This window comes from Maricaulis sp. (assembly GCF_048270095.1).
Lineage (GTDB): Bacteria > Pseudomonadota > Alphaproteobacteria > Caulobacterales > Maricaulaceae > Maricaulis.
In genome coordinates, this window is sequence record NZ_JBLWTL010000008.1 from 53,954 (window position 1) to 71,924 (window position 17,971).

Genomic DNA, 17,971 nt, shown 5'->3' on the forward strand with positions numbered 1-17,971 from the left:
CTAGTCTTGTAACGTCGAGATCTTGACGTCGACACCCATTTCCGTGAGCAGATCCTGAACATCGAGAATGATGCCGATATCAGCGGTCTCATCGCCCTGGATCATGGCCCTGCCCTTCGGGTTCTCTTGCAATAATTGCTCGATAACCCCGCGCAGCTCGACCATTTCGTAGGCCCGGCGATTGACCCAGACCTCATTGGTCGCCGTGACGGCAACCAGCATGGACGGGTTTTCACGCTCTTCGGTCATGGCATCTGGCCGGACCACCGACACGCCCGGCTCCTTGATGAAGACGGAGGTGACGATGAAGAAGATCAGCAGAATGAAGACAACGTCGAGCATCGGCGTCATGTTCAGTTCGACTTCTTCTCCTCCGGTACTTACGCGGCTAACACGGCGCGCCATATTATACCTCCCCGGACCTAACCGTTTTCTTCGTTGCGCTGGAGGGAGACCGGAATGCCATTGGCACCCATCTCATCCCAGATCTGGACAATGATCCCGTGATCGGCTTCGTCCTGGACATCGACGAGAACCGCGCTACCCGGCTCTTCCGAGCGGAAACGGTTCACGGCCGACAGCACCCGGTCCACATCGGTCCGGACCGTGTTGACGAAGATATTATTGTCTCCGTCAACCTGCACCAGGATAGGTGGCGCCGCTGGCTCATTGGTCTCCGGCGGAGTGTCCGCTGGCGGCCGCATGTCGATCCCCTCTTCCGAGAGGAAGGTCGCAGTCACGATGAAGAAGATCAGCAGGATAAAGACGATATCCAGCATCGGGGTCATATTGACCTCGGCCTGGTCGTCCGTGTGATTGGCTCGACGTCTCATGACTGACCTCCTTCACCAATCTCGAGCTTGTCAGCCAGGCGCGCAACACGGCGCTTGGCGAGAATCTCGATCTGGGTTGCGAATATCAGCCCGGACAGGGATGCAACCATCCCCGCCATGGTCGGGATCGTGGCCCGGGAGACACCGGCCGACATGGCCTGCGCATCCGACGAACCCGAAATCGCCATGACGTCGAAAACCGAGACCATACCGGTCACTGTCCCCAACAATCCGAATAACGGAGCGACCGCGACGAGGGTTTTCACCAACTCGACATTCTGGTCGCAACGCTGCTTAACCTCCGAGATGAGCTGGTCGCGGATCGCATGGGCATACCAAGACTTTCGGTCTGTCCGTGCTGACCACTCCCGCAACGCCGCGTTCTCTTGTCCGCCGAAGGCGAAGTAGAAGTAGGCGAAGCGCTCGAGGATGAAGGCCCACATTACAAAGGTCGTTATCATGATAACAACCAGAACGGGGCCTCCGCGCTCGAGGAACTCCTGAAGGCCGGTAGTTACGGCCTGGAAATCCATAACGCTTCCTCCGATTAGCCTTGGCCGCGCTCTTCAGCGTGCCGTGCAACCATGCCAGCAGCCTGTTCTTCAAGCACTTGCTGCACGCCGCGAGCGAAGCTCTGCGCGAAGCTGTGAATGAACAACAGCGGAATGGCGGCAATAAGGCCCAACACCGTGGTCATGAGCGCTTCGGAAATACCGCCGGCCATGATTCTCGGGTCGCCCGTACCGAACAGGGTGATTTGGGTGAAGGTCTTGATCATCCCGGTCACGGTGCCCAGCAGGCCCAGCAGCGGCGCAATACCGGCTGCCAGTTTCAGGAAGTTGAGGCCGAATTCGAGCTTCGGCGATTCCTGAAGAATGGCCTCGTCGAGCTTCAATTCCATCGTCTCGACGTCTTTGTCCTTGGCAGCTTCATAAGCCATCATGACACGGCCGAGCGGATTGCCCTTGCCAGCCTTCGACTTGCGCTTCTGACCATTGACGGCAGCCTGCGTGCTCAACAGAGCGAACATGCGGAACAGACCGAAAGTCGCAGAGATCGCCAGAAGACCGATAATCACCAGGCCAACCATGCCGGACTGATTGATACGCTCTTTCAGATCCGGAACGTCTTTGTAGATGTCCAGGAGTGCACCACGCGACGGATCGACAACACCCATGACGATCTCGTTGGGATCGGCATTGAACAGGGTCGAGGCGGCGGCAACCAGATTGCCTGGCGGCTGGGTTGGCAGATCAGTCAAAGCCCATGCACCGGTGGTTTCAGCTTCCTTCCAGCGTGCGAAACGCTGGTTGTTGTTGAAATTGGTGAAGGCCAGGAAAGGTCCAACGCGGGTCACGGGGACCGGCTGGCCATTGCCAATACCCGTCACCATCGAATCGAAGGTCACGACGCCTTGCTGGCCGATCATTTCGTCGATGGCCCGGCGCCAGATGAAATCCAGCTCCGAACGGGTTGGAAGCGTACGATTGGTTGCCAGGGCTTCAAGCGCATCGGCACGGCCCGGGAATTGGGCAGACACCACAGACGCATTGATGATGGCCGCAAATTCGCCTGCAGCCTGACGCGCCGCACCGAACAGCTCACCGAACGCACCCTGGCGCTGGCGGAGCTCGGCCGCGAGAACGTCGATCTCAACCTGGTTGTTTTCGAACTCAACGGTCAGCGCAGCCGCCTGCCGTTCCAGGGCGGCCATTTCGCCGCGAGCCTGGCTCAACAGCGCCTGCTGCTGGTTCGTGCTGCCCTGGAATTCACGCAGACGCGCCTGATTTTCCTGGCTGGCCTCGCGGGCATCACTGCGCACGCGGTTCAGAAGTTCGCTGATTGATCCGGCCGGCTGCGTCTGTCCGACAGCTCCGGCAGTGAGCGCCACACCCATCGAAACGGCGGCGGCGAGTATCTTAAAGGTGGTCTTCATCGCTTAACTCTCCGTTCCAATCCGTTACTGCGCTACCGTCGGCCCTGGGAGAGGCGCGAGGAAGACAGACGGGGTGGTGACTTCTTGAGCGATCCGGATTGCGCGGGTCACATTGGTTTCGTAGCTGCCCGGAAGTGCAACCCAGTCGCTACCCTGGACATGGCGCATGGTCATGCGGCCATCAGGATATTGGCGGATCATGGCGATCCGGCCGATCTGCAACACGGTCACATTGACCGGAACGCCGTCCTCGAGAATGACTTCATCGTAGGAGTTCAGCGAGCGGCCATAGGACGCCTCGATGTCATAGGCGTTCAGGATGACGCGATAGCGTTCAGCCGGGGAAATTTCCGGATTATCGATCAACTCATAGAGACGCTCGATCCGGCGAAGTCGGCCATTTTCGCCTTCGAGGCGGAATGGAAGGTCAAGATTGACGAACTGCTCCAGGTTCTGGACCATTTCGCGCATCATTGGCGCGAGGTCGCGCTGAATGTTTTCGACGCGGTCGATCTGCTGCTGCAGCGAACCCATCTCGGCCTGTTGCGACCGGATAAAGACCTGCTGCTGCTCAACGAACAGCCGCTGCGATTCAATCTGATCGAGCAAAGCACGATATTCGAGTTCGATATCCGTACGCTGATCGTCAAGTTGATCGATGCGCGCCTGCGTTTGCGCACCTGCGTTCGTTCCCTCACGTGCGGTCTGCAGCACGGGTGCGAGCTGCGCGCTGGCAACTCCCCCGACGGCGGTCGCCGCAACCGCCGCCATGAGCGACGCGCGAACCATTTTCTTCAAGTCCACCATTTCTCGCCTCACAATGGTAATCGCAGGGGGCCAATACGGCTCCCCGCCCACATTAATTCGATGCTAAACCGACAAAGTCCCTGCCGGAATGGCCCCCTACCCTACATTCAAGCGACGCGCTGGCCGCCCTCGGATAACCCGATTAGCGTTCAAGTCTGCACGGATGGTTACCGTAGCTGTTTGTTACAGCCCACCCAGAAACCGCGATGGTGGCTCCATCGTCTCGTTGACGCGTGCACGCCATTGAAATCCGGTTGGACGCTAACACTAGCCGAGCGTTACGATCAATACATCATTGTGACCGGAATGGGACCAATCGCGGCCCTAAAGCAGCTATTTTCCCCTCACACGCTTAAAGCGGGGTGGCAGCTCGCCCGATGGCAGCAGTAACTTCCCAGCCTGGCTTTGGTTTGTTGACCGATGCGGGTATTTGCCATCACGGCTACGTCACAGCTGTGTGATCCAGACATGCAGCCAGGGGGTTTGCGATCGCGCCCAACCTTACGAAAAAGTCACAAAAACAGCCCCCCGGGCCGCCCGGCTCCGGGATGATTCGCATCGTGAAGGATGGATTTGAAGTCGGTTGGCTGGGGCGCCAGGATTCGAACCTGGGAATGCCGATACCAAAAACCGGTGCCTTACCACTTGGCGACGCCCCAACCGGATCCGCCAGCTGCGACGGAGCGGGCTAGATACCGAGTCGGAAGGGCGGATGCAACGGCTCTATGCGGTGACTGACGGGCAGATTTGCAGCTCACGGCGGCACAGCCCCATTATCGCGGCCCGACAGTCGGCCATCCAGGCGGTGGCGGCGCCGGCACTGCAAGGGCGTGCAGGCCTGCCATAGCGAGGGTGCCCGTGCGATTGCGAGTTTGCACTGGCGACGGGCGCTGGCTATAAGGCCCGCCTCGGTTCGGAGTATAGCTCAGCCTGGTAGAGCACCGTCTTCGGGAGGCGGGGGTCGCAAGTTCAAATCTTGCTACTCCGACCATCTTGCCCCGCCCCACTTGCCCTGCCCCGCTCGCCCTGCCCGTCCAGCAGCAACGAGTTTTGCGCCTCCCGGCCAGACCTGTGGATGCGCGGCCGGGATCGGCGCCCAGCGAATCCCTTCTATCTGTCCCGTCCCGGTACTTTATCAAACCTCTGGACAGGACCGCTTCTTGCACAGATGGTCCGGTCAACCGTGTACCCGCTTTGGAAGGCCCCTCGATGAAACAGTTCTGGATTACATTCTTTGGTTCGATATTCGGCGTTGTCGTCGGTTCGGTCCTTACCGTCGTGCTCGCCGCCTTCCTGATCGCAGGCATGCTCTTCTCGGCCGCGGCCGGCTCGCGCCCCGAGGCGAGTACGCCGGGCCACGGCGCTGTGCTGGAGCTGGACCTTCGCGCCGAGCGGCTGGACTCGCCCTCGCGCTCGCCCTTTGCCTTCGCCGAACCGCTCTCGGTCGTCGACATGGTCCGCACACTGGAGCGCGCCGAAACTGACCCGGACGTCGCCGGCATCTTCATTCGCGCCAATGAGTTCGGCCTGTCGCCGGGGATGGCCGAAGAAGTCCGCAATGCCATCGCAGATTTTCGCGCGGCCGGAAAATTCGTCATCACCCATGCGCAGGGCTTCGAAGGCACGTCCGTCACCGCCTATTTCGCGGTGGCCGGCTCCGACGAGATCTGGCTGCAGGACACGGCCAATTTCACGCCGGCCGGGCTGGCTTCGGAGGTTCTCTTCCTCGGCGGCATGTTCGAGCAGTTCAATGCCGAGCCCCAGTTCGAGCAATTCCACGAATTCAAGAATGCGGCGAATGTCTACACCCAGACCGGGTTCACCGACGAGCATCGTGAAGCCACGCTCTCCTACATGAATTCCATTTTCGACACGGCAATCGCCGAGATTTCCACAGACCGTGACATCCTTCCCGATGCCCTGCGCGGCCTGTTTGAAACAGCACCGCATTCTGCCGAAGAAGCGCTTGATCGCGGCCTCGTCGATCGTCTCGGCCATGTCATTGAGGCCCGCGAAGCGGCCCTCGCGCGCGCCGGTTCGGGCGGACATTTCCTGCCCATCCCGGAATATCGTGCCATGCTCACGCCGCGCAGCAATGGTCCGGCCATCGCCCTGATCGAAGGCCAGGGTGCCATCGTCACCGGCAGCGGGGATCAGGGCCCGTTCAGCAATGGGGCCGGCATCGGCAGCGACAGCATGTCCGACGCAATTCTCGAAGCGGCCAATGATACCAGCGTTCGCGCCATTCTCGTCCGGGTCGACTCGCCCGGCGGTTCGGCCATTGCCTCCGACCAGGTCTGGAATGCCATCGAGCGGGCCCAGGAAGCCGGCAAGCCGGTGATTATTTCCATGGCCTCAATGGCGGCTTCGGGTGGCTATTACCTGGCTGCACCAGCCGACTATATCCTCGCTCATGCCACCACATTAACCGGCTCGATCGGCGTACTGGGCGGCAAGGTCGCACTTGAAGGCACGTTCGAAATGGTCGGCCTGCAATCGGAGTCGGTCTATGTCGGCGGCGAATATGCCACCGCCTATTCCGGTCAGCAGAGCTGGACGGAGACCCAGCGTGACGCCTTCCGTGCCCAGATGGCTGACACCTATGAGGACTTCACCCAGCGCGTCGCCGATGGCCGTGATCTGCCGCTCGAGCGCGTGCTCGAAATTGCCCGCGGACGGGTCTGGACCGGAGCCCAGGCCCTCGACCTTGGCCTGGTCGACGAGATTGGTGGTTTCCGGGATGCCGTCGACGTCGCCCGCGAACTGGCGGGTCTCGCGCCGGAAAGCAATGTCCGCCTGGTCCGCTTCCCGCGCGAGCAGACACCGTTTGAAGCCTTCTCGGCCCTGTTCGGCATGTCTGCTGAAACGGCGGAAACGGCGGCACGGATGAATGCGCTGCTCGAACTGCCCGAAGTCCGGGCGGCCATCGAGGCCCGCTCCCAGCTGGGCTCCGGCCAGGCGCAGCTGCGCAGCACGGCACAACCGCCGAACTGATCCCGCGCGCTGGATTGAAAACTGAGCGGGGGCCTGCAGCACATGCTGCAGGCCCCTTTTCTTGTGCCTCAGACCGAGAGGATACCGATGATCAACAGGATCAGCATGCCGATCGAGAGGATGATTCCGTAGGCGAAATTCATGAAAATCGTCCGCACGAAGGAGGAAAACCGGCCATGCCGGTAGACGACACGATGGAGCCGGTAGAGATAATAATTCGACCAGAGCACAAAGCCTGCTCCGGCCGGCGCCGGTCCGATCACGGCCCCCAGGGCCAGGACCAGGATAAAGCCGAAGAAGAGCACGGCGTGAAAGTGAAGCGAGACGACCAGATGGTCGTAGAAGAAATAGCCTCGCTTGTAGAAATGGGTGATCGCCAGCAAGAGGGCATAGATCGGCAACAGGCCGAACATCAGTCTGGGCGCCCAAACCTGCATCGACGCGACAACTGACGCGCCGCCATCATCGATAATGCGATCAGCCTGGTCGGCCAGACGCTCCCGCGTCTCTGTCGGCAGCTCCTGCAGGCCACTGATCTGCACATCCCCCACCCCGGACGACGGGTCACTCTCCGGCTCCGTGGCACCGTCAGCCGGCTCCCCGGCCGGCGGCGGCAGCAGGGCTTCGCGAATCGCGCGTTTGAGCTCGTCGGGCCCGACGGCTTCGCGGGCCGCGCGCTCCTCGGGAGTCTCTTCCACATCGCCTGGCTGCCCCAGAGCGTCCGATCCGCGGGCGATCTGTTCGGCAATCGCGGCGCGTTGCGCCTCCGATATGCCCTGCCGTGCGAGCTGGTCATTGAGCTCATCCAGCGGGATCTCCGCGACCGCCGCGTCCATTGCCTCGCGGGCATCACGGGACAGGAGCGATGCATCGGGATTACGGTCGAAACTGTTGAAGGCAAAGACGATCAGGAAGAAGAGAACACTGGCCGTCAGATACAGCCGGAAAGGCATCACATAGCGGGCGCGGGCGCCCGACAGGTATCGCCGCGTCAGCTTGCCGGGTTGAAACATCAACGGTGGCAAGGTGCGCCACAGGCGTCCCTCGAGCCCGAGCAAACCGTCGAGGACGTCGAGCAATAATTCCCAGATCGGACGATGGAAGGTTTCGGCAGTCTGGCCGCAGCTATGGCAGACCGGACCGACCAGCGTGGTGCCGCAATTGCTGCACAGGCCTGCGGGATAGGCTGGCTCGAATGCCGAAGGACGGTGCCGCTTCTTGCGGCGCGATGCGTGGATCGAATCGCCCAGCTCACCGCCCGCTGAATCGGCGATAATCGCGTCTGAAATACTGTCGCCGCCTGACATGAGAGCCCCCCCAACCTTGCCCGAATTTGGTTCAAGCTAGGTCGGGAGGCCCTCATCTGACAAGCGCGCGTTTATTCGGTCGCAGTTTCGGTGCGATCGATGTCGGCAAAACACAGGTAACGCGTACGGTGGATATCGGTCAGATTATCGACCCATCCGGTAACGCGCGGATTCACCAGGTTCTTGTTGACGTAATAAACCAGCGGGATGATCGGCATGTCGTCGATCAGCATCTGCTCGGCCTGGGCCAGCATGCCACCGCGAACTTCGAGGTCCTGCTCCCGATTGGCTTGCTCGACCAGTGCGTCATACTCCGGATTATTGTACCGGGAATAATTCATCGGTACCGAACGGAACTCGCCCAGGAAGAGGAAGTTGTACGGGTCATTATAGTCGGCAATCCAGCCACCATCGGCGATCTCGAAGTCAGAGGCCCGCAGATTGTCATAGTGAATCTGCGTGTCGTTGACGATCAGTTCCGGCTGAACCCAGTCGGCGATCGCCGACCAGTCATTCTGCACCACCGGCGCGACGCGCGGATTATCCGCAGTGGCCCGATAGGTATATTCAAAGCGGAATGGATTGTCCGGACCATAGCCCGCCTCGATCAGGAGATCGCGTGCGGTGACACGGCGTTGCTCGACCGGAATATCGGCCCAGCTGGCTTCCACACCACCGGCATAATTGTCGATGCCTGGCGGCACGAGCGAATAGGCCGGCAATTGCCCGGCGCGCAGGATTTCGTTGGCGATGAATTCCCGATCGATCGCCATGCCCAGCGCGTTGCGCACGGACGGGTCGGAGAATTGCTCCAGCGTCGTGTTGATGGAGAAATACACCGTGCCCATATACGGATGGACCCGCACATAATCGGGAATTTCACGGCGCAGGAATTCCATCTGCTGACCCGGGAATTCCATATTCAGGTCGAGCTCGCCATTGCGCACCCGCCGACCAGCCGCACTATTGTCGACCGTCGGGTAGTAATACACTTCGTCAATGCACGAATTCGCATCGTCGAAGAAATACGGGTTACGGCTGAGATGGACGAAGTTATTCGTGCGCCAGTCGATCAGCTTGTAGGGTCCGTTGACCTCGATGTTCTCGGGGCGAACCCACTCATCACCAAAATGCTCGACGATGTGCTGTGGCAGCGGGAACGTCGTGTAGTGGGTCAGCAAGCCAGGCAGGTAGGGCGCGGGATTTTCCAGGTGGATTTCCAGCGTCCGGTCATCGACCGCCACGACGCCAATCGCCTCCGGCGGCGCCTCGCCGCGGCTGACCGCAGCCATACCGACGACCGGATAGAGCAGCGACACATATTGCGCACCGGTTTCCGGGTTAGCGATCCGGCGCCAGGCATAGACGAAATCGCCTGCGGTCACCGGCTCGCCATCAGACCAATAGGATTCACGCAGGCGGAAGGTCCAGGTCAGGCTGTCTTCGCTGACTTCCCAGCTCTCGGCCATACCCGGAACCGGGTGTGCCTCTGGGTCTTCGGTGAAGAGACCGACGAACATGTCGCCGATAATATTGTTTTCCCAGGTGCCGCTTGCCTTGTGCGGGTCGAGCGACAGGGGCTCGGCATTATTGCCGCGGTGGATGACCACCTCATCGGATGGCGGAGGCCCTTCGCCACCACAGCTGGCCAGAGCCAGAGCTGATGCGGACGCGAGCATGGCGAACAGTATTTTAGTGCGGGTCACGATTTCGGTCTCCCCTCCCAAGGTATCCAAGCGATTCGCTGATGGTCTATCTAGCGTAACATCATCTGCCGGTCGACACTTGCCGATGGGTCGCGCATAGTCAGTTTCAGCCTCTAGATAGACGTGTGAACATGAACACTCGATTACTCCTTCTCGCCGCCGCCATCTCCTTGCCAGCGCCAGCGCTGGCGCAGGCACCGGCTGCGCCCCTCGACGACCTCTTCGCCTGCGAGGCGATCAGCGATAATCTCGACCGGCTTGCCTGTCTGGATGCGGCCGTCGCAGCGCTGCACAGCGACACGGAATCCGGCAGCATCATCGCCCTCAACCGGGGCGATGTCGAGGCCGCGGAAGAGGCCACCTTCGGCCTGCGCATTCCCGGCCTCAGCCTGCCCTCCCTGCCACGACTGGGCCTGCCTCGCGGCAGTGCCAGCGATCTGGCAGCGGCTGATGCGAGCACGACATCGTCAAGCGATCGCGCCGTTTCACGCGATTCCAATGGCCAGATCGACCGGATCGACAATCTCGCAGTGGCCAGCATCCGTTTCAATCGATCCCGCCGGGTCGTCGTGACGCTCGTCAATGGCCAGGTCTGGCAACAGCTGGATTCGGATTCGACCCATATCGCCCGCAGCATCAATGCCGGTGACGGCGCCAGCATTCGCAGTGCAGCGCTGGATTCCTACATGATGCGCCTTGGCGATAATGGCCGCTGGTTCCGGGCACGCCGGACGCAATAGGGCGGCACGCCTGCCGGTCAGCGGAACACCCCGCCAATAAAAAGGGCCGCCCGATCGGGCGGCCCTTTTCCATATTCGGCTGAATTCGACCTCCCGGGCATGCCGCCCCGGCCGATCAACGATCCTTGGGATCAATCGCGTCGCGCAGGCCGTCGCCGATGAAGTTGAGGCAGAACAGGGTCACCATCATGGTCACCGCCGGCACGATCAGGGTCCAGGGCGCCACTTCCATGTCCTGGGCACCGGCGGAGATCAGCCGCCCGAGCGATGTCAGGGGCTCCTGAACGCCGAGTCCGAGAAAGCTCAAAAAGCTTTCCGCCAGGATCACGACCGGGATCATCAAGGTCACATAGACGACGACCGGGCCAAGCACGTTCGGGATGATGTGGCGCTGGATGATCATCCATTGTGATACGCCGGCGGCCTCAGCGGCCTCGACGAACTCCATCCGCTTCAACGCAATGGTCTGGCCGCGCACGATCCGCGCCATGGTCAGCCATTCGACGGCGCCGATGGCGACGAAAATAAGGATGATATTGCGCCCGAAAACCACCATCAGAATAATGACGAAGAAGATGAAAGGCAGGGAATAGAGGATGTCGACGAAGCGCATCATCGCCTGATCGACCCGGCCGCCGACAAAACCGGCCGTCGCGCCCCAGGTCACACCGATCACCAGCGAGACGATGGTGGCGACGATACCGACCATGAGTGAGACCCCAAGCCCCACAAGGGTCCGCGCGACCATGTCACGCCCCTGCGCATCCGTGCCGAACAAGTGCCAGTTTTCAAAGGTCGGCGGGATCCAGACTTCTTCGCGATAGATGGTGTCGTAGTCATGGACCCAGACGCCAAGCTGACCAAGCACGGCCAACACGACAAGCGTCCCAAGAACGATGATGCTGACGACGGCAGCCTTGTTGCGCATCAGGCGCCCACGGGCATCTTCCCACAGCGAACGGCCTCGGACCGCCGCCGTTTCCATCAGTTCAGCCTTTTCACCGGGTGTTGCGAGCGTGTTCATTATTCGTACTTCACCTTCGGATTGAGGACGCCATAAAGCAGGTCCGCGATCAGATTGAGGACGATGATGAGGCTGGCGTAAATAATCACGACACCCATCACCAATGTGTAGTCACGCTGCAGGGCCGCATCGATGAAATGCTTGCCGATGCCGGGCAATTGGAACACGACTTCGATCACCAGCGAACCGGAAATCAGCGCGGCAGATGCCGGCCCGAGATAGCTGACCAGCGGCAGGATCGCCGACCGCAGGGCGTGGCGGACAATCACCGTGGAGGGCGAAAGCCCCTTGGCGCGTGCTGTCCGGATATAGTTGGAGCGCAAAACCTCGATCATGCTCGCCCGCATCAGCCGGGCGATGATCGCAATCTGCGGCAGGGCAAGCGTGACAACAGGCAGGATCAGCCGGTCCGGCGTCATGCCGAGCCGCGGATCGAGCCCGCCGGTCGGAAGCCAGCCGAGATACAGGCCGAAGAAGAGAGCCAGGATCGGGCCCATCACGAAAGGGGGAATGCTGATCCCGACCATGGCGAAGGTCATGACCGCGAAATCACCGCTGGTATTCTGACGCAGAGCCGCGACCGAACCGAGGAAAGACCCGAAGACTACAGCGAGGATCATCGAGCAAATCCCGATTGTCGCGCTGACCGGAAAGCCTTGGGAGATGATTTCGGCGACATCCTTGTCCCGGACTTTCAGTGACGGTCCCAGATCGCCCTGGAACAGATTCACCATGTAGTCGAGATATTGCTTCCAGACCGGCTGGTCCATGCCATAACGGGCCATGAGGAGTTGCCGCGTCTCGTCAGGCATCGGGCGCTCGAGGTCGAACGGCCCGCCAGGCGCGGCATGCATCATGAAAAACGCGACCGCGATGATCACGAGAATCGTGGGAATGGCGATCAGAACTCGCCTAAAGATAAAACCAAACATTCTGATATAGTGCTCAATCTGAGTTTTGCCGCAGTTTCAGGCTGGCAGGCGCGATGTCAATGAAGCCTATGTCGCTGCACCGCAGCATCCTCGACGGACAAGGGCGGAACAGCTGCAGTTTGCGACGTTTGTAGCTTGGGCTCCATCAATGCACCAGCAAGCTGGGCCGCTGCAAGCAGGAGCAACATCCATCCGATGCGCACAAGGCGCTTGCCTAGAAACCGGGCCACGTCCAAATTCCCTGCCTCGAACTCAAACCAAGATCTTGGTCACGCAATTTTCGCGCCGACTGTGAACGAGCGTGATTTGCGTGTGTTCCCGGCGCGCCTAGAATGCGCCGCATGTGAACCGGAAAGGCCATAGCTATGCAGGGCGTGCTTTGGTGGCGAGATTTCGAGTTCCAGGACGGCATGGTCACGGTCAAGAAGACCGGAGCACGCTTGCGCCTCGAACCGGGTTTGATCGGCGAAGTCCTGTCCTGGTTTCCCTTCTATCTTGTCGTCGAGGGCTGGCGCCTGCGCCGCTCGTCCCGTTCTGGGCCAAGAATCTGGTTCGCCCCTGACCGGCCACGCCCCTGGTATCTCATCTGGTCCGTCCTGCACGTTGCCGGGGCACGAATCGCAAAAAGCCCCTGCGATGCCGATGCGGTCTTCTATTTTGACGATTCCACGACCTGCGGCGCGCTCGACTGGCCCTCCGGCCCGCGCGCCATCAATCGCCATTGCCAGAGCATCGCCAAAAGCCATGTCGGCGCAGTGTTCGAGCAATGTTTCGGTTATGCCCTGAATGTAGATCCCGCCCGGTTCACCGGTCGCCTGGTCCGCAAGTCCGAGGCGAATGGCGCCCATGACGGCTGCATCGTCCAGGGGCCGTGCGCGGCCGAGGCCGGCTATGTCTATCAGCGGGTGATCGACAATTCGATCGCCGGGGAGCGCGTCGAAGACCTGCGCTGCCCCACTGTCGGCGGCAAGATCCCGCTCGTCATCCTCAAGCGCCGGCGGCTGAGCGAGCGGTTCGCAAACTCGAATGAAAGCGTGGAAGTCGTTGAAACCCACACTGTGCTGAGCGCCGCAGAGCAAGCCAGCCTGGCCGAGTTTGCGCGCGCCATGCAGCTCGACTGGGGTGGGCTGGATGTATTGCGCGACAAGGCGGATGGCCGGCTCTACGTGGTCGACGTCAACAAGACAGATATGGGCCCGCCGATTGCCATGAAGATGGATGACAAGATACGGGTCACCCAACGGCTGGCCGCTGCCTTTCTGGAATTCCTGCGCCCGGCCCCCGCCCTGGAGCCATCAAGCCAGCCATGACGCAGATACCGTTTCTCCAAAAACCTGATGTCGAATACGGCGTCTGCGAGACGCTCTCGCCCTTGATCCGCCGCGTCACCGCGCCCAATCCCGGCCCCTTCACCTATACCGGAACCGGCGTCTACATCATCGGGCATGGCGAGGTCGCGGTGATCGATCCCGGTCCATTTGACCCGGTCCATGAGGCGTCGCTGGACGCGGCATTGGCCGGCGAGCACGTCAGCCATGTCTTTGTGACCCATCATCATCTCGACCACTCCCCGCTGGCCCACCCGCTGGCGGCGAAACATGGCTGTCAGGTTTATGGCTTCGGGGCCCAGAACGCGCTTCCCGCCGGCGGTGAAGTGCGCCTGGAAGCCGGCGATGATGTCGGTTTCACGCCCGATATCGAGATTTCCGACGGCCAGGCATTCACCGGCCCAGGCTGGACGATAGAAGCCCTGCACACGCCCGGCCACACGTCCAACCATGTCTGCTACGCACTCAAGGAAGAGAATGTCCTGTTCAGCGGCGACCATGTCATGGCCTGGTCAACCAGTGTGATCAGTCCGCCCGACGGGCATATGGGTGATTATCTCAGAGAGCTCGCGCGCGTGCGGGACCGCAATTTCACACGCCTCTGGCCAACCCATGGCCCGGCGGTCGAAAACCCGGCCGACTTCGTCCAGGCCTATATCGATCACCGTCTGAAACGGGAACAGCAGATCATCAATGAGCTTGCAGCAGGGCCGCAATCGGTCCCCGGGCTCGTTGCAGCAATTTACCAGCATGTCGACAAGCGCCTTCACCCGGCAGCCGCGCATTCCGTACTCGCCCACATGATCCACCTGATCGAGACCGGAAATATCGAAAGCGACGGCGAACCCAGCTTGACCAATCTGTTCCGGTTAAGCCCTCAGGGCTGAGCCCCGCCAAGTGCCTCCAGGAAGGCCTCCACCCGGTCGGCATTGCGCCCCAGGTCATGGACCGGCTGGCGAGCGACAGAGCGGATATCGACCAGGCTGCCACCGGCCTCGCCAGCGCGGACCCGCACGACAATATCGTCGCGAAACCCGTACCACAGGCTTTCGGCACCCGCCTCGAACATCCCCGCCTCTGCCGAAGCGGTACTGACCCGCCATCCTGACTCGCGCGCCAACTCAAGCGCCCGCGCGAAGGCGGTCGGCGCAGGGTCATCGAGACGCAGCGTGCTGATCGCAGGATAGCGGCCAGCCTGTAGCGCCGGCAGGGTTTGCCCGTCAGCGGCGGTCTTGCCGTCATAGTCTAGGCTGGCATCCAGGCCGGAGCGGCGCGCGGTGAAGCCCGCCGAAAAATGCGGCGGATCCAGAACATCCGTCGTGACATCCAGCACAGCCGGTCCGGCGGATTTGCTCGCCTCGACCTGAATGGCCCATGTCAGCCCGGCCGCGGCGATCAGCGTTATGGCAATGGCGCTGAGCCAGTTGCCATGCCCCTGTCGGGCCAGCAGACGATACAGGATGAGCACGCCCAGCGTGAGCACACCGGCCACCAGACCCATGAGCAGAAGGCGCAGCCCCCAGACATGGGTCATGCTGTTCAACCCGGTCTGCCAGCTCCAGAATTCCCACTTGGTGCCGAATGCCGCGAGCCCGAACCAGAGCGGGGTCACCAAAATCAGCACCGCGCACAGCGCGACGGCGATATCGATCGTCATCCGCAGAATTTCGATTAAGCGTGCCACGCCACCCCTCCCTTGCTGCCGGTTCTCAAGGATACAACCGGGTGGTCGCCCAGGGCGAGGTCAAACCGGCCCGTGTGAAGACCAGACGATCATGCAACCGGAACGGCCGGTCGCGCCAGAATTCAATGGCCGTCGGTCGCAAGCGAAAGCCCGACCAATGGTCCGGTCTGGGCACTTCGCCGAGACCGAAACGGGCAGCCTCACGGGCGACGGCCTTCTCAAGCGCGAAACGGCTCTCGAGCTGCCGCGACTGGGTCGAGGCCCAGGCGCCAATCCGGCTGTCGCGGGCCCGGGAGGCGAAATAGGCATCGGCCTCGGCCGCATCGACCGGTTCGACCGCACCACGCACGCGCACCTGGCGGCGCAGCGACTTCCAGTGAAAGCACAGCGCGGCGCCGGAATGGGCCGCCAATTGCTGGCCCTTGGCGCTGCCCAGATTGGTGTAGAAGACAAAACCGCCCTGATCGACATCCTTCAAAAGCACCATCCGGACATCGGGAAACCCATCCGCATCGACCGTTGCCAGCGCCATCGCATTGGGGTCGTTCAATTCTTTCTTCTTCGCATCGACCAGCCACTCGGCGAAGAGATCCAGCGGCTCGTCGCGATCGAAGATCTCGACGGCATTGGCCTCATTGGTCCGGGCATAGGCGGCTGCATCCGGACTGGGCGGGATCAAACTCTTGTCGCTCATGGCACGATCTCCAACGGGAAGGTGCTTTCCTACGCCCGTCGCAGGCGGCGTCAACCTTTCAGGAATCTTCTTGCGTTATCGAAGCGGGATGACATCGCGCGTTCTGACCCTTGCTGCAGCCTATGCTGCGTTCGGCCTCAAGCCGGGCGCCGGGCTGATCGCAGCCAAGCGCAAGTTCCGCGAGGAAGTCAAAACACTCCACCCCGACACCACCGAGCCCAGCCCGGACGCCCTGTCCAGGCTGGCCGCCATCGTCGAGGCGATCCGATATCTCGAAAAGCATCTGCCCGCCTGCATGGAGGTCGAGATCAATAGCGACCAGGCCCGGCGCGGTCTGACCCGGTCCATGCGATCCGGGGAGCGGACGATTATCGTACGCATTCCCGCCGGCATCACCGACGGCAGCTTGCTGCAAGCGGTCGGCGAACCGGATATCAGCGTCCAGGTCCGCGTTATCGCCCTGCCCCCCGGTGCGGTGCGGACCGCCGGGCCGGCCGAATTCGAGCCACTCGATGATTTCATCGAGGCGTTTTCGCGCCCGTCTGCCAATGCCCGCTTCGCGCGCTGGATTCGCAAGGCACAGTCGGCCGCGTGACGCCGGGCCTTTCGCCGACTATGCTCTGAAAAAAGCGTGGATCGGCTATGTCACACAACACTTTCGGACATTTATTCAGGGTCACCACCTGGGGTGAGAGCCACGGACCGGCCATCGGTGCGGTCATCGATGGCTGCCCGGCCGGGATACCGCTCAGCGAAGCCGATCTCCAGCCCTGGCTCGATCTGCGCCGGCCGGGCACATCGCGCCATGTCACCCCGCGCCAGGAACCCGACCAGGTGCGTATCCTCTCGGGCACATTCAGCGACGACCGTACCGGCGGACCGGTCACCACCGGCACGCCGATCAGCCTGATGATCGAAAACCAGGACGCGCGCTCGAAGGATTATGGCGATATCCGCGACAAATGGCGGCCGGGTCACGCTGATTATGCCTATGACATGAAATATGGCGTCCGCGATTACCGCGGCGGCGGCCGGTCCTCGGCACGTGAAACCGCTTCGCGTGTGGCGGCCGGCGGGGTTGCCCGCAAGGTGCTGGGCGACGGGATCTCCATCCGCGCCGCCCTGGTCCAGGTCGGCGCGCGGCAGATCGACCGCGCGCGCTGGGACTGGGATGAAGTGTCCAATAATCCGTTTTTCTGTCCCGACGCCGCTACGGCCGGGCTTTGGGCAGCCGATATGGACGCATTGCGTGCCGACGGTTCATCGACGGGCGCCATTGTCGAAGTCGTCATTTCCGGCCTGCCGGCTGGATGGGGGGCGCCGGTCTATGCCAAGCTGGACAGCGAAATGGCCGCCGCCATGATGACGATCAATGCCGTCAAGGGTGTCGAGATCGGTGCCGGCTTCGCATCCGCCACGATGCGCGGTGAAGAAGCGGCCGACGAAATGCGAATGGGCGAGGACGGCCCAATCTTCCTGTCCAACCACAATGGCGGCGTGCTCGGCGGCATTTCAACCGGCCAGGACCTTGTGGTCCGCTTTGCCGTCAAACCGACATCCTCGATCCGCATCGAACGGCGCACGCTCGACCGCGATTTCGACGAGACCGTGATCGAAACCCGTGGACGCCACGATCCTTGTGTCGGCATCCGCGCCGTTCCCGTCGGTGAAGCCATGGCGGCGATCGTCCTGGCCGACCAGAAATTGCGCCATGCCGGTCAATCCGCCTTCTGACTCACGAAGATGAAGGGCGCGTTCATCCCCGGCTCATCAAGATTTGGTTAAGCTTTCTGCAAACTGGGGCGAGGATTCCCGGAACGCCGTCATGAAGGAGCTTCCAACGATGACCAAATTCAGCCTGCTCACTGCCACAGCGGTCGCGCTGATCTTTCTGCCTGGCCTCGCATTCACGGATGCCGCCGAGGCGCAAAGTCGACAAGAACGCAATGGGTCGGGCCGATCTGTTTCGTCGGAAGAACAAAACCC

General features: G+C 61.5%; 17 protein-coding genes and 2 tRNA genes. 7 read left to right on the forward strand and 12 right to left on the reverse strand.

Annotated features, from left to right (window positions below):
- The 6 genes from ACN0YJ_RS06785 to ACN0YJ_RS06810 all read right to left on the reverse strand — a co-directional run bounded on the left by ACN0YJ_RS06785 (position 1) and on the right by ACN0YJ_RS06810 (position 4,235).
- The gene (locus ACN0YJ_RS06785) at positions 1-405 is read right to left on the reverse strand and encodes an ExbD/TolR family protein (protein ID WP_417477439.1); all 405 of its coding nucleotides are present in this window, start codon (positions 403-405) and stop codon (positions 1-3) included.
- A gap of 17 nt (positions 406-422) precedes the next feature.
- Positions 423-833 carry an ExbD/TolR family protein gene (locus tag ACN0YJ_RS06790; protein WP_417477440.1) on the reverse strand — a complete coding sequence of 137 codons (411 nt, stop codon included), beginning with the start codon at positions 831-833 and terminating at the stop codon, positions 423-425.
- Positions 830-1,366 carry a MotA/TolQ/ExbB proton channel family protein gene (locus ACN0YJ_RS06795; RefSeq protein WP_417477441.1) on the reverse strand — a complete coding sequence of 179 codons (537 nt, stop codon included), beginning with the start codon at positions 1,364-1,366 and terminating at the stop codon, positions 830-832. Before ACN0YJ_RS06795 ends, ACN0YJ_RS06790 begins: the two co-directional genes overlap by 4 nt.
- A 14-nt stretch (positions 1,367-1,380) precedes the next feature.
- The gene (locus tag ACN0YJ_RS06800; RefSeq protein ID WP_417477442.1) at positions 1,381-2,769 is read right to left on the reverse strand and encodes a MotA/TolQ/ExbB proton channel family protein; all 1,389 of its coding nucleotides are present in this window, start codon (positions 2,767-2,769) and stop codon (positions 1,381-1,383) included.
- Between the two features lie 24 nt (positions 2,770-2,793).
- On the reverse strand, positions 2,794-3,576 hold the full coding sequence (locus tag ACN0YJ_RS06805) for a DUF3450 domain-containing protein (protein ID WP_417477443.1): 783 nt from the start codon (positions 3,574-3,576) through the stop codon (positions 2,794-2,796).
- A 584-nt stretch (positions 3,577-4,160) separates the two neighbouring features.
- A tRNA-Gln gene (locus ACN0YJ_RS06810) sits at positions 4,161-4,235 on the reverse strand.
- A 255-nt stretch (positions 4,236-4,490) separates the two neighbouring features.
- Here ACN0YJ_RS06810 and ACN0YJ_RS06815 point away from each other — a divergent pair.
- A tRNA-Pro gene (locus ACN0YJ_RS06815) sits at positions 4,491-4,567 on the forward strand.
- Positions 4,568-4,785: 218 nt separating this feature from the next.
- On the forward strand, positions 4,786-6,570 hold the full coding sequence (gene sppA, locus ACN0YJ_RS06820) for a signal peptide peptidase SppA (protein WP_417495722.1): 1,785 nt from the start codon (positions 4,786-4,788) through the stop codon (positions 6,568-6,570).
- A 68-nt stretch (positions 6,571-6,638) separates the two neighbouring features.
- On the opposite strand, the gene ACN0YJ_RS06825 is transcribed toward sppA, so the two are convergent.
- Complete coding sequence (locus ACN0YJ_RS06825) at positions 6,639-7,877, reverse strand: DUF3667 domain-containing protein (RefSeq protein WP_417495723.1); 1,239 nt, start codon at positions 7,875-7,877, stop codon at positions 6,639-6,641.
- Between the two features lie 71 nt (positions 7,878-7,948).
- Complete coding sequence (locus tag ACN0YJ_RS06830; protein ID WP_417489770.1) at positions 7,949-9,583, reverse strand: peptide ABC transporter substrate-binding protein; 1,635 nt, start codon at positions 9,581-9,583, stop codon at positions 7,949-7,951.
- A gap of 131 nt (positions 9,584-9,714) precedes the next feature.
- Between ACN0YJ_RS06830 and ACN0YJ_RS06835 the strand changes: the two genes are divergently transcribed.
- Positions 9,715-10,323, forward strand: coding sequence for a hypothetical protein (locus ACN0YJ_RS06835; RefSeq protein ID WP_417495724.1), 609 nt, complete (start codon positions 9,715-9,717; stop codon positions 10,321-10,323).
- Positions 10,324-10,438: 115 nt separating this feature from the next.
- Here the strand turns inward: ACN0YJ_RS06835 and ACN0YJ_RS06840 are convergent, their stop codons facing one another.
- Together ACN0YJ_RS06840 and ACN0YJ_RS06845 are read right to left on the reverse strand one after the other, a co-directional pair.
- Positions 10,439-11,347 (reverse strand): ABC transporter permease subunit, encoded by a 909-nt coding sequence (locus ACN0YJ_RS06840; RefSeq protein WP_417477449.1) that lies wholly within the window; start codon positions 11,345-11,347, stop codon positions 10,439-10,441.
- On the reverse strand, positions 11,347-12,279 hold the full coding sequence (locus tag ACN0YJ_RS06845; RefSeq protein WP_417477450.1) for an ABC transporter permease: 933 nt from the start codon (positions 12,277-12,279) through the stop codon (positions 11,347-11,349). Before ACN0YJ_RS06845 ends, ACN0YJ_RS06840 begins: the two co-directional genes overlap by 1 nt.
- Before the next feature lie 365 nt (positions 12,280-12,644).
- Between ACN0YJ_RS06845 and ACN0YJ_RS06850 the strand changes: the two genes are divergently transcribed.
- Positions 12,645-13,589: a hypothetical protein gene (locus ACN0YJ_RS06850; RefSeq protein ID WP_417495725.1), complete on the forward strand. Its 945-nt coding sequence runs from the start codon at positions 12,645-12,647 to the stop codon at positions 13,587-13,589.
- Positions 13,586-14,494, forward strand: coding sequence for an MBL fold metallo-hydrolase (locus ACN0YJ_RS06855; RefSeq protein ID WP_417477452.1), 909 nt, complete (start codon positions 13,586-13,588; stop codon positions 14,492-14,494). The genes ACN0YJ_RS06850 and ACN0YJ_RS06855 overlap by 4 nt, the downstream gene beginning before the upstream one ends.
- On the opposite strand, the gene ACN0YJ_RS06860 is transcribed toward ACN0YJ_RS06855, so the two are convergent.
- Both ACN0YJ_RS06860 and pdxH read right to left on the reverse strand, forming a co-directional pair.
- Positions 14,485-15,291 (reverse strand): DUF1499 domain-containing protein, encoded by an 807-nt coding sequence (locus tag ACN0YJ_RS06860; RefSeq protein ID WP_417495726.1) that lies wholly within the window; start codon positions 15,289-15,291, stop codon positions 14,485-14,487. The two genes, ACN0YJ_RS06855 and ACN0YJ_RS06860, sit on opposite strands and share 10 nt — an antisense overlap.
- A 25-nt stretch (positions 15,292-15,316) precedes the next feature.
- Entirely contained in the window at positions 15,317-15,985 is a 669-nt protein-coding gene (gene pdxH, locus ACN0YJ_RS06865; RefSeq protein ID WP_417495727.1) for a pyridoxamine 5'-phosphate oxidase, read from the reverse strand.
- An 88-nt stretch (positions 15,986-16,073) separates the two neighbouring features.
- Here pdxH and ACN0YJ_RS06870 point away from each other — a divergent pair, with 88 nt between their 5' ends.
- Together ACN0YJ_RS06870 and aroC are read left to right on the forward strand one after the other, a co-directional pair.
- Complete coding sequence (locus ACN0YJ_RS06870; protein WP_417495728.1) at positions 16,074-16,580, forward strand: hypothetical protein; 507 nt, start codon at positions 16,074-16,076, stop codon at positions 16,578-16,580.
- A 47-nt stretch (positions 16,581-16,627) separates the two neighbouring features.
- On the forward strand, positions 16,628-17,719 hold the full coding sequence (aroC, locus tag ACN0YJ_RS06875; protein ID WP_417495729.1) for a chorismate synthase: 1,092 nt from the start codon (positions 16,628-16,630) through the stop codon (positions 17,717-17,719).
- The last annotated feature ends 252 nt before the right edge of the window (positions 17,720-17,971 follow it).

Excerpts from the sequence above, each read along its gene's own strand:
- ACN0YJ_RS06785 (WP_417477439.1), bottom strand. The coding sequence starts at position 405 with ATGGCGCGCCGTGTTAGCCGCGTAAGTACCGGAGGAGAAGAAGTCGAA.
- ACN0YJ_RS06790 (WP_417477440.1), bottom strand. The coding sequence starts at position 833 with ATGAGACGTCGAGCCAATCACACGGACGACCAGGCCGAGGTCAATATG.
- ACN0YJ_RS06795 (WP_417477441.1), bottom strand. The coding sequence starts at position 1,366 with ATGGATTTCCAGGCCGTAACTACCGGCCTTCAGGAGTTCCTCGAGCGC.
- ACN0YJ_RS06800 (WP_417477442.1), bottom strand. The coding sequence starts at position 2,769 with ATGAAGACCACCTTTAAGATACTCGCCGCCGCCGTTTCGATGGGTGTG.
- ACN0YJ_RS06805 (WP_417477443.1), bottom strand. The coding sequence starts at position 3,576 with ATGGTGGACTTGAAGAAAATGGTTCGCGCGTCGCTCATGGCGGCGGTT.
- sppA (WP_417495722.1), top strand. The coding sequence starts at position 4,786 with ATGAAACAGTTCTGGATTACATTCTTTGGTTCGATATTCGGCGTTGTC.
- ACN0YJ_RS06825 (WP_417495723.1), bottom strand. The coding sequence starts at position 7,877 with ATGTCAGGCGGCGACAGTATTTCAGACGCGATTATCGCCGATTCAGCG.
- ACN0YJ_RS06835 (WP_417495724.1), top strand. The coding sequence starts at position 9,715 with ATGAACACTCGATTACTCCTTCTCGCCGCCGCCATCTCCTTGCCAGCG.
- ACN0YJ_RS06840 (WP_417477449.1), bottom strand. The coding sequence starts at position 11,347 with ATGAACACGCTCGCAACACCCGGTGAAAAGGCTGAACTGATGGAAACG.
- ACN0YJ_RS06845 (WP_417477450.1), bottom strand. The coding sequence starts at position 12,279 with ATGTTTGGTTTTATCTTTAGGCGAGTTCTGATCGCCATTCCCACGATT.
- ACN0YJ_RS06850 (WP_417495725.1), top strand. The coding sequence starts at position 12,645 with ATGCAGGGCGTGCTTTGGTGGCGAGATTTCGAGTTCCAGGACGGCATG.
- ACN0YJ_RS06855 (WP_417477452.1), top strand. The coding sequence starts at position 13,586 with ATGACGCAGATACCGTTTCTCCAAAAACCTGATGTCGAATACGGCGTC.
- pdxH (WP_417495727.1), bottom strand. The coding sequence starts at position 15,985 with ATGAGCGACAAGAGTTTGATCCCGCCCAGTCCGGATGCAGCCGCCTAT.
- ACN0YJ_RS06870 (WP_417495728.1), top strand. The coding sequence starts at position 16,074 with ATGACATCGCGCGTTCTGACCCTTGCTGCAGCCTATGCTGCGTTCGGC.
- aroC (WP_417495729.1), top strand. The coding sequence starts at position 16,628 with ATGTCACACAACACTTTCGGACATTTATTCAGGGTCACCACCTGGGGT.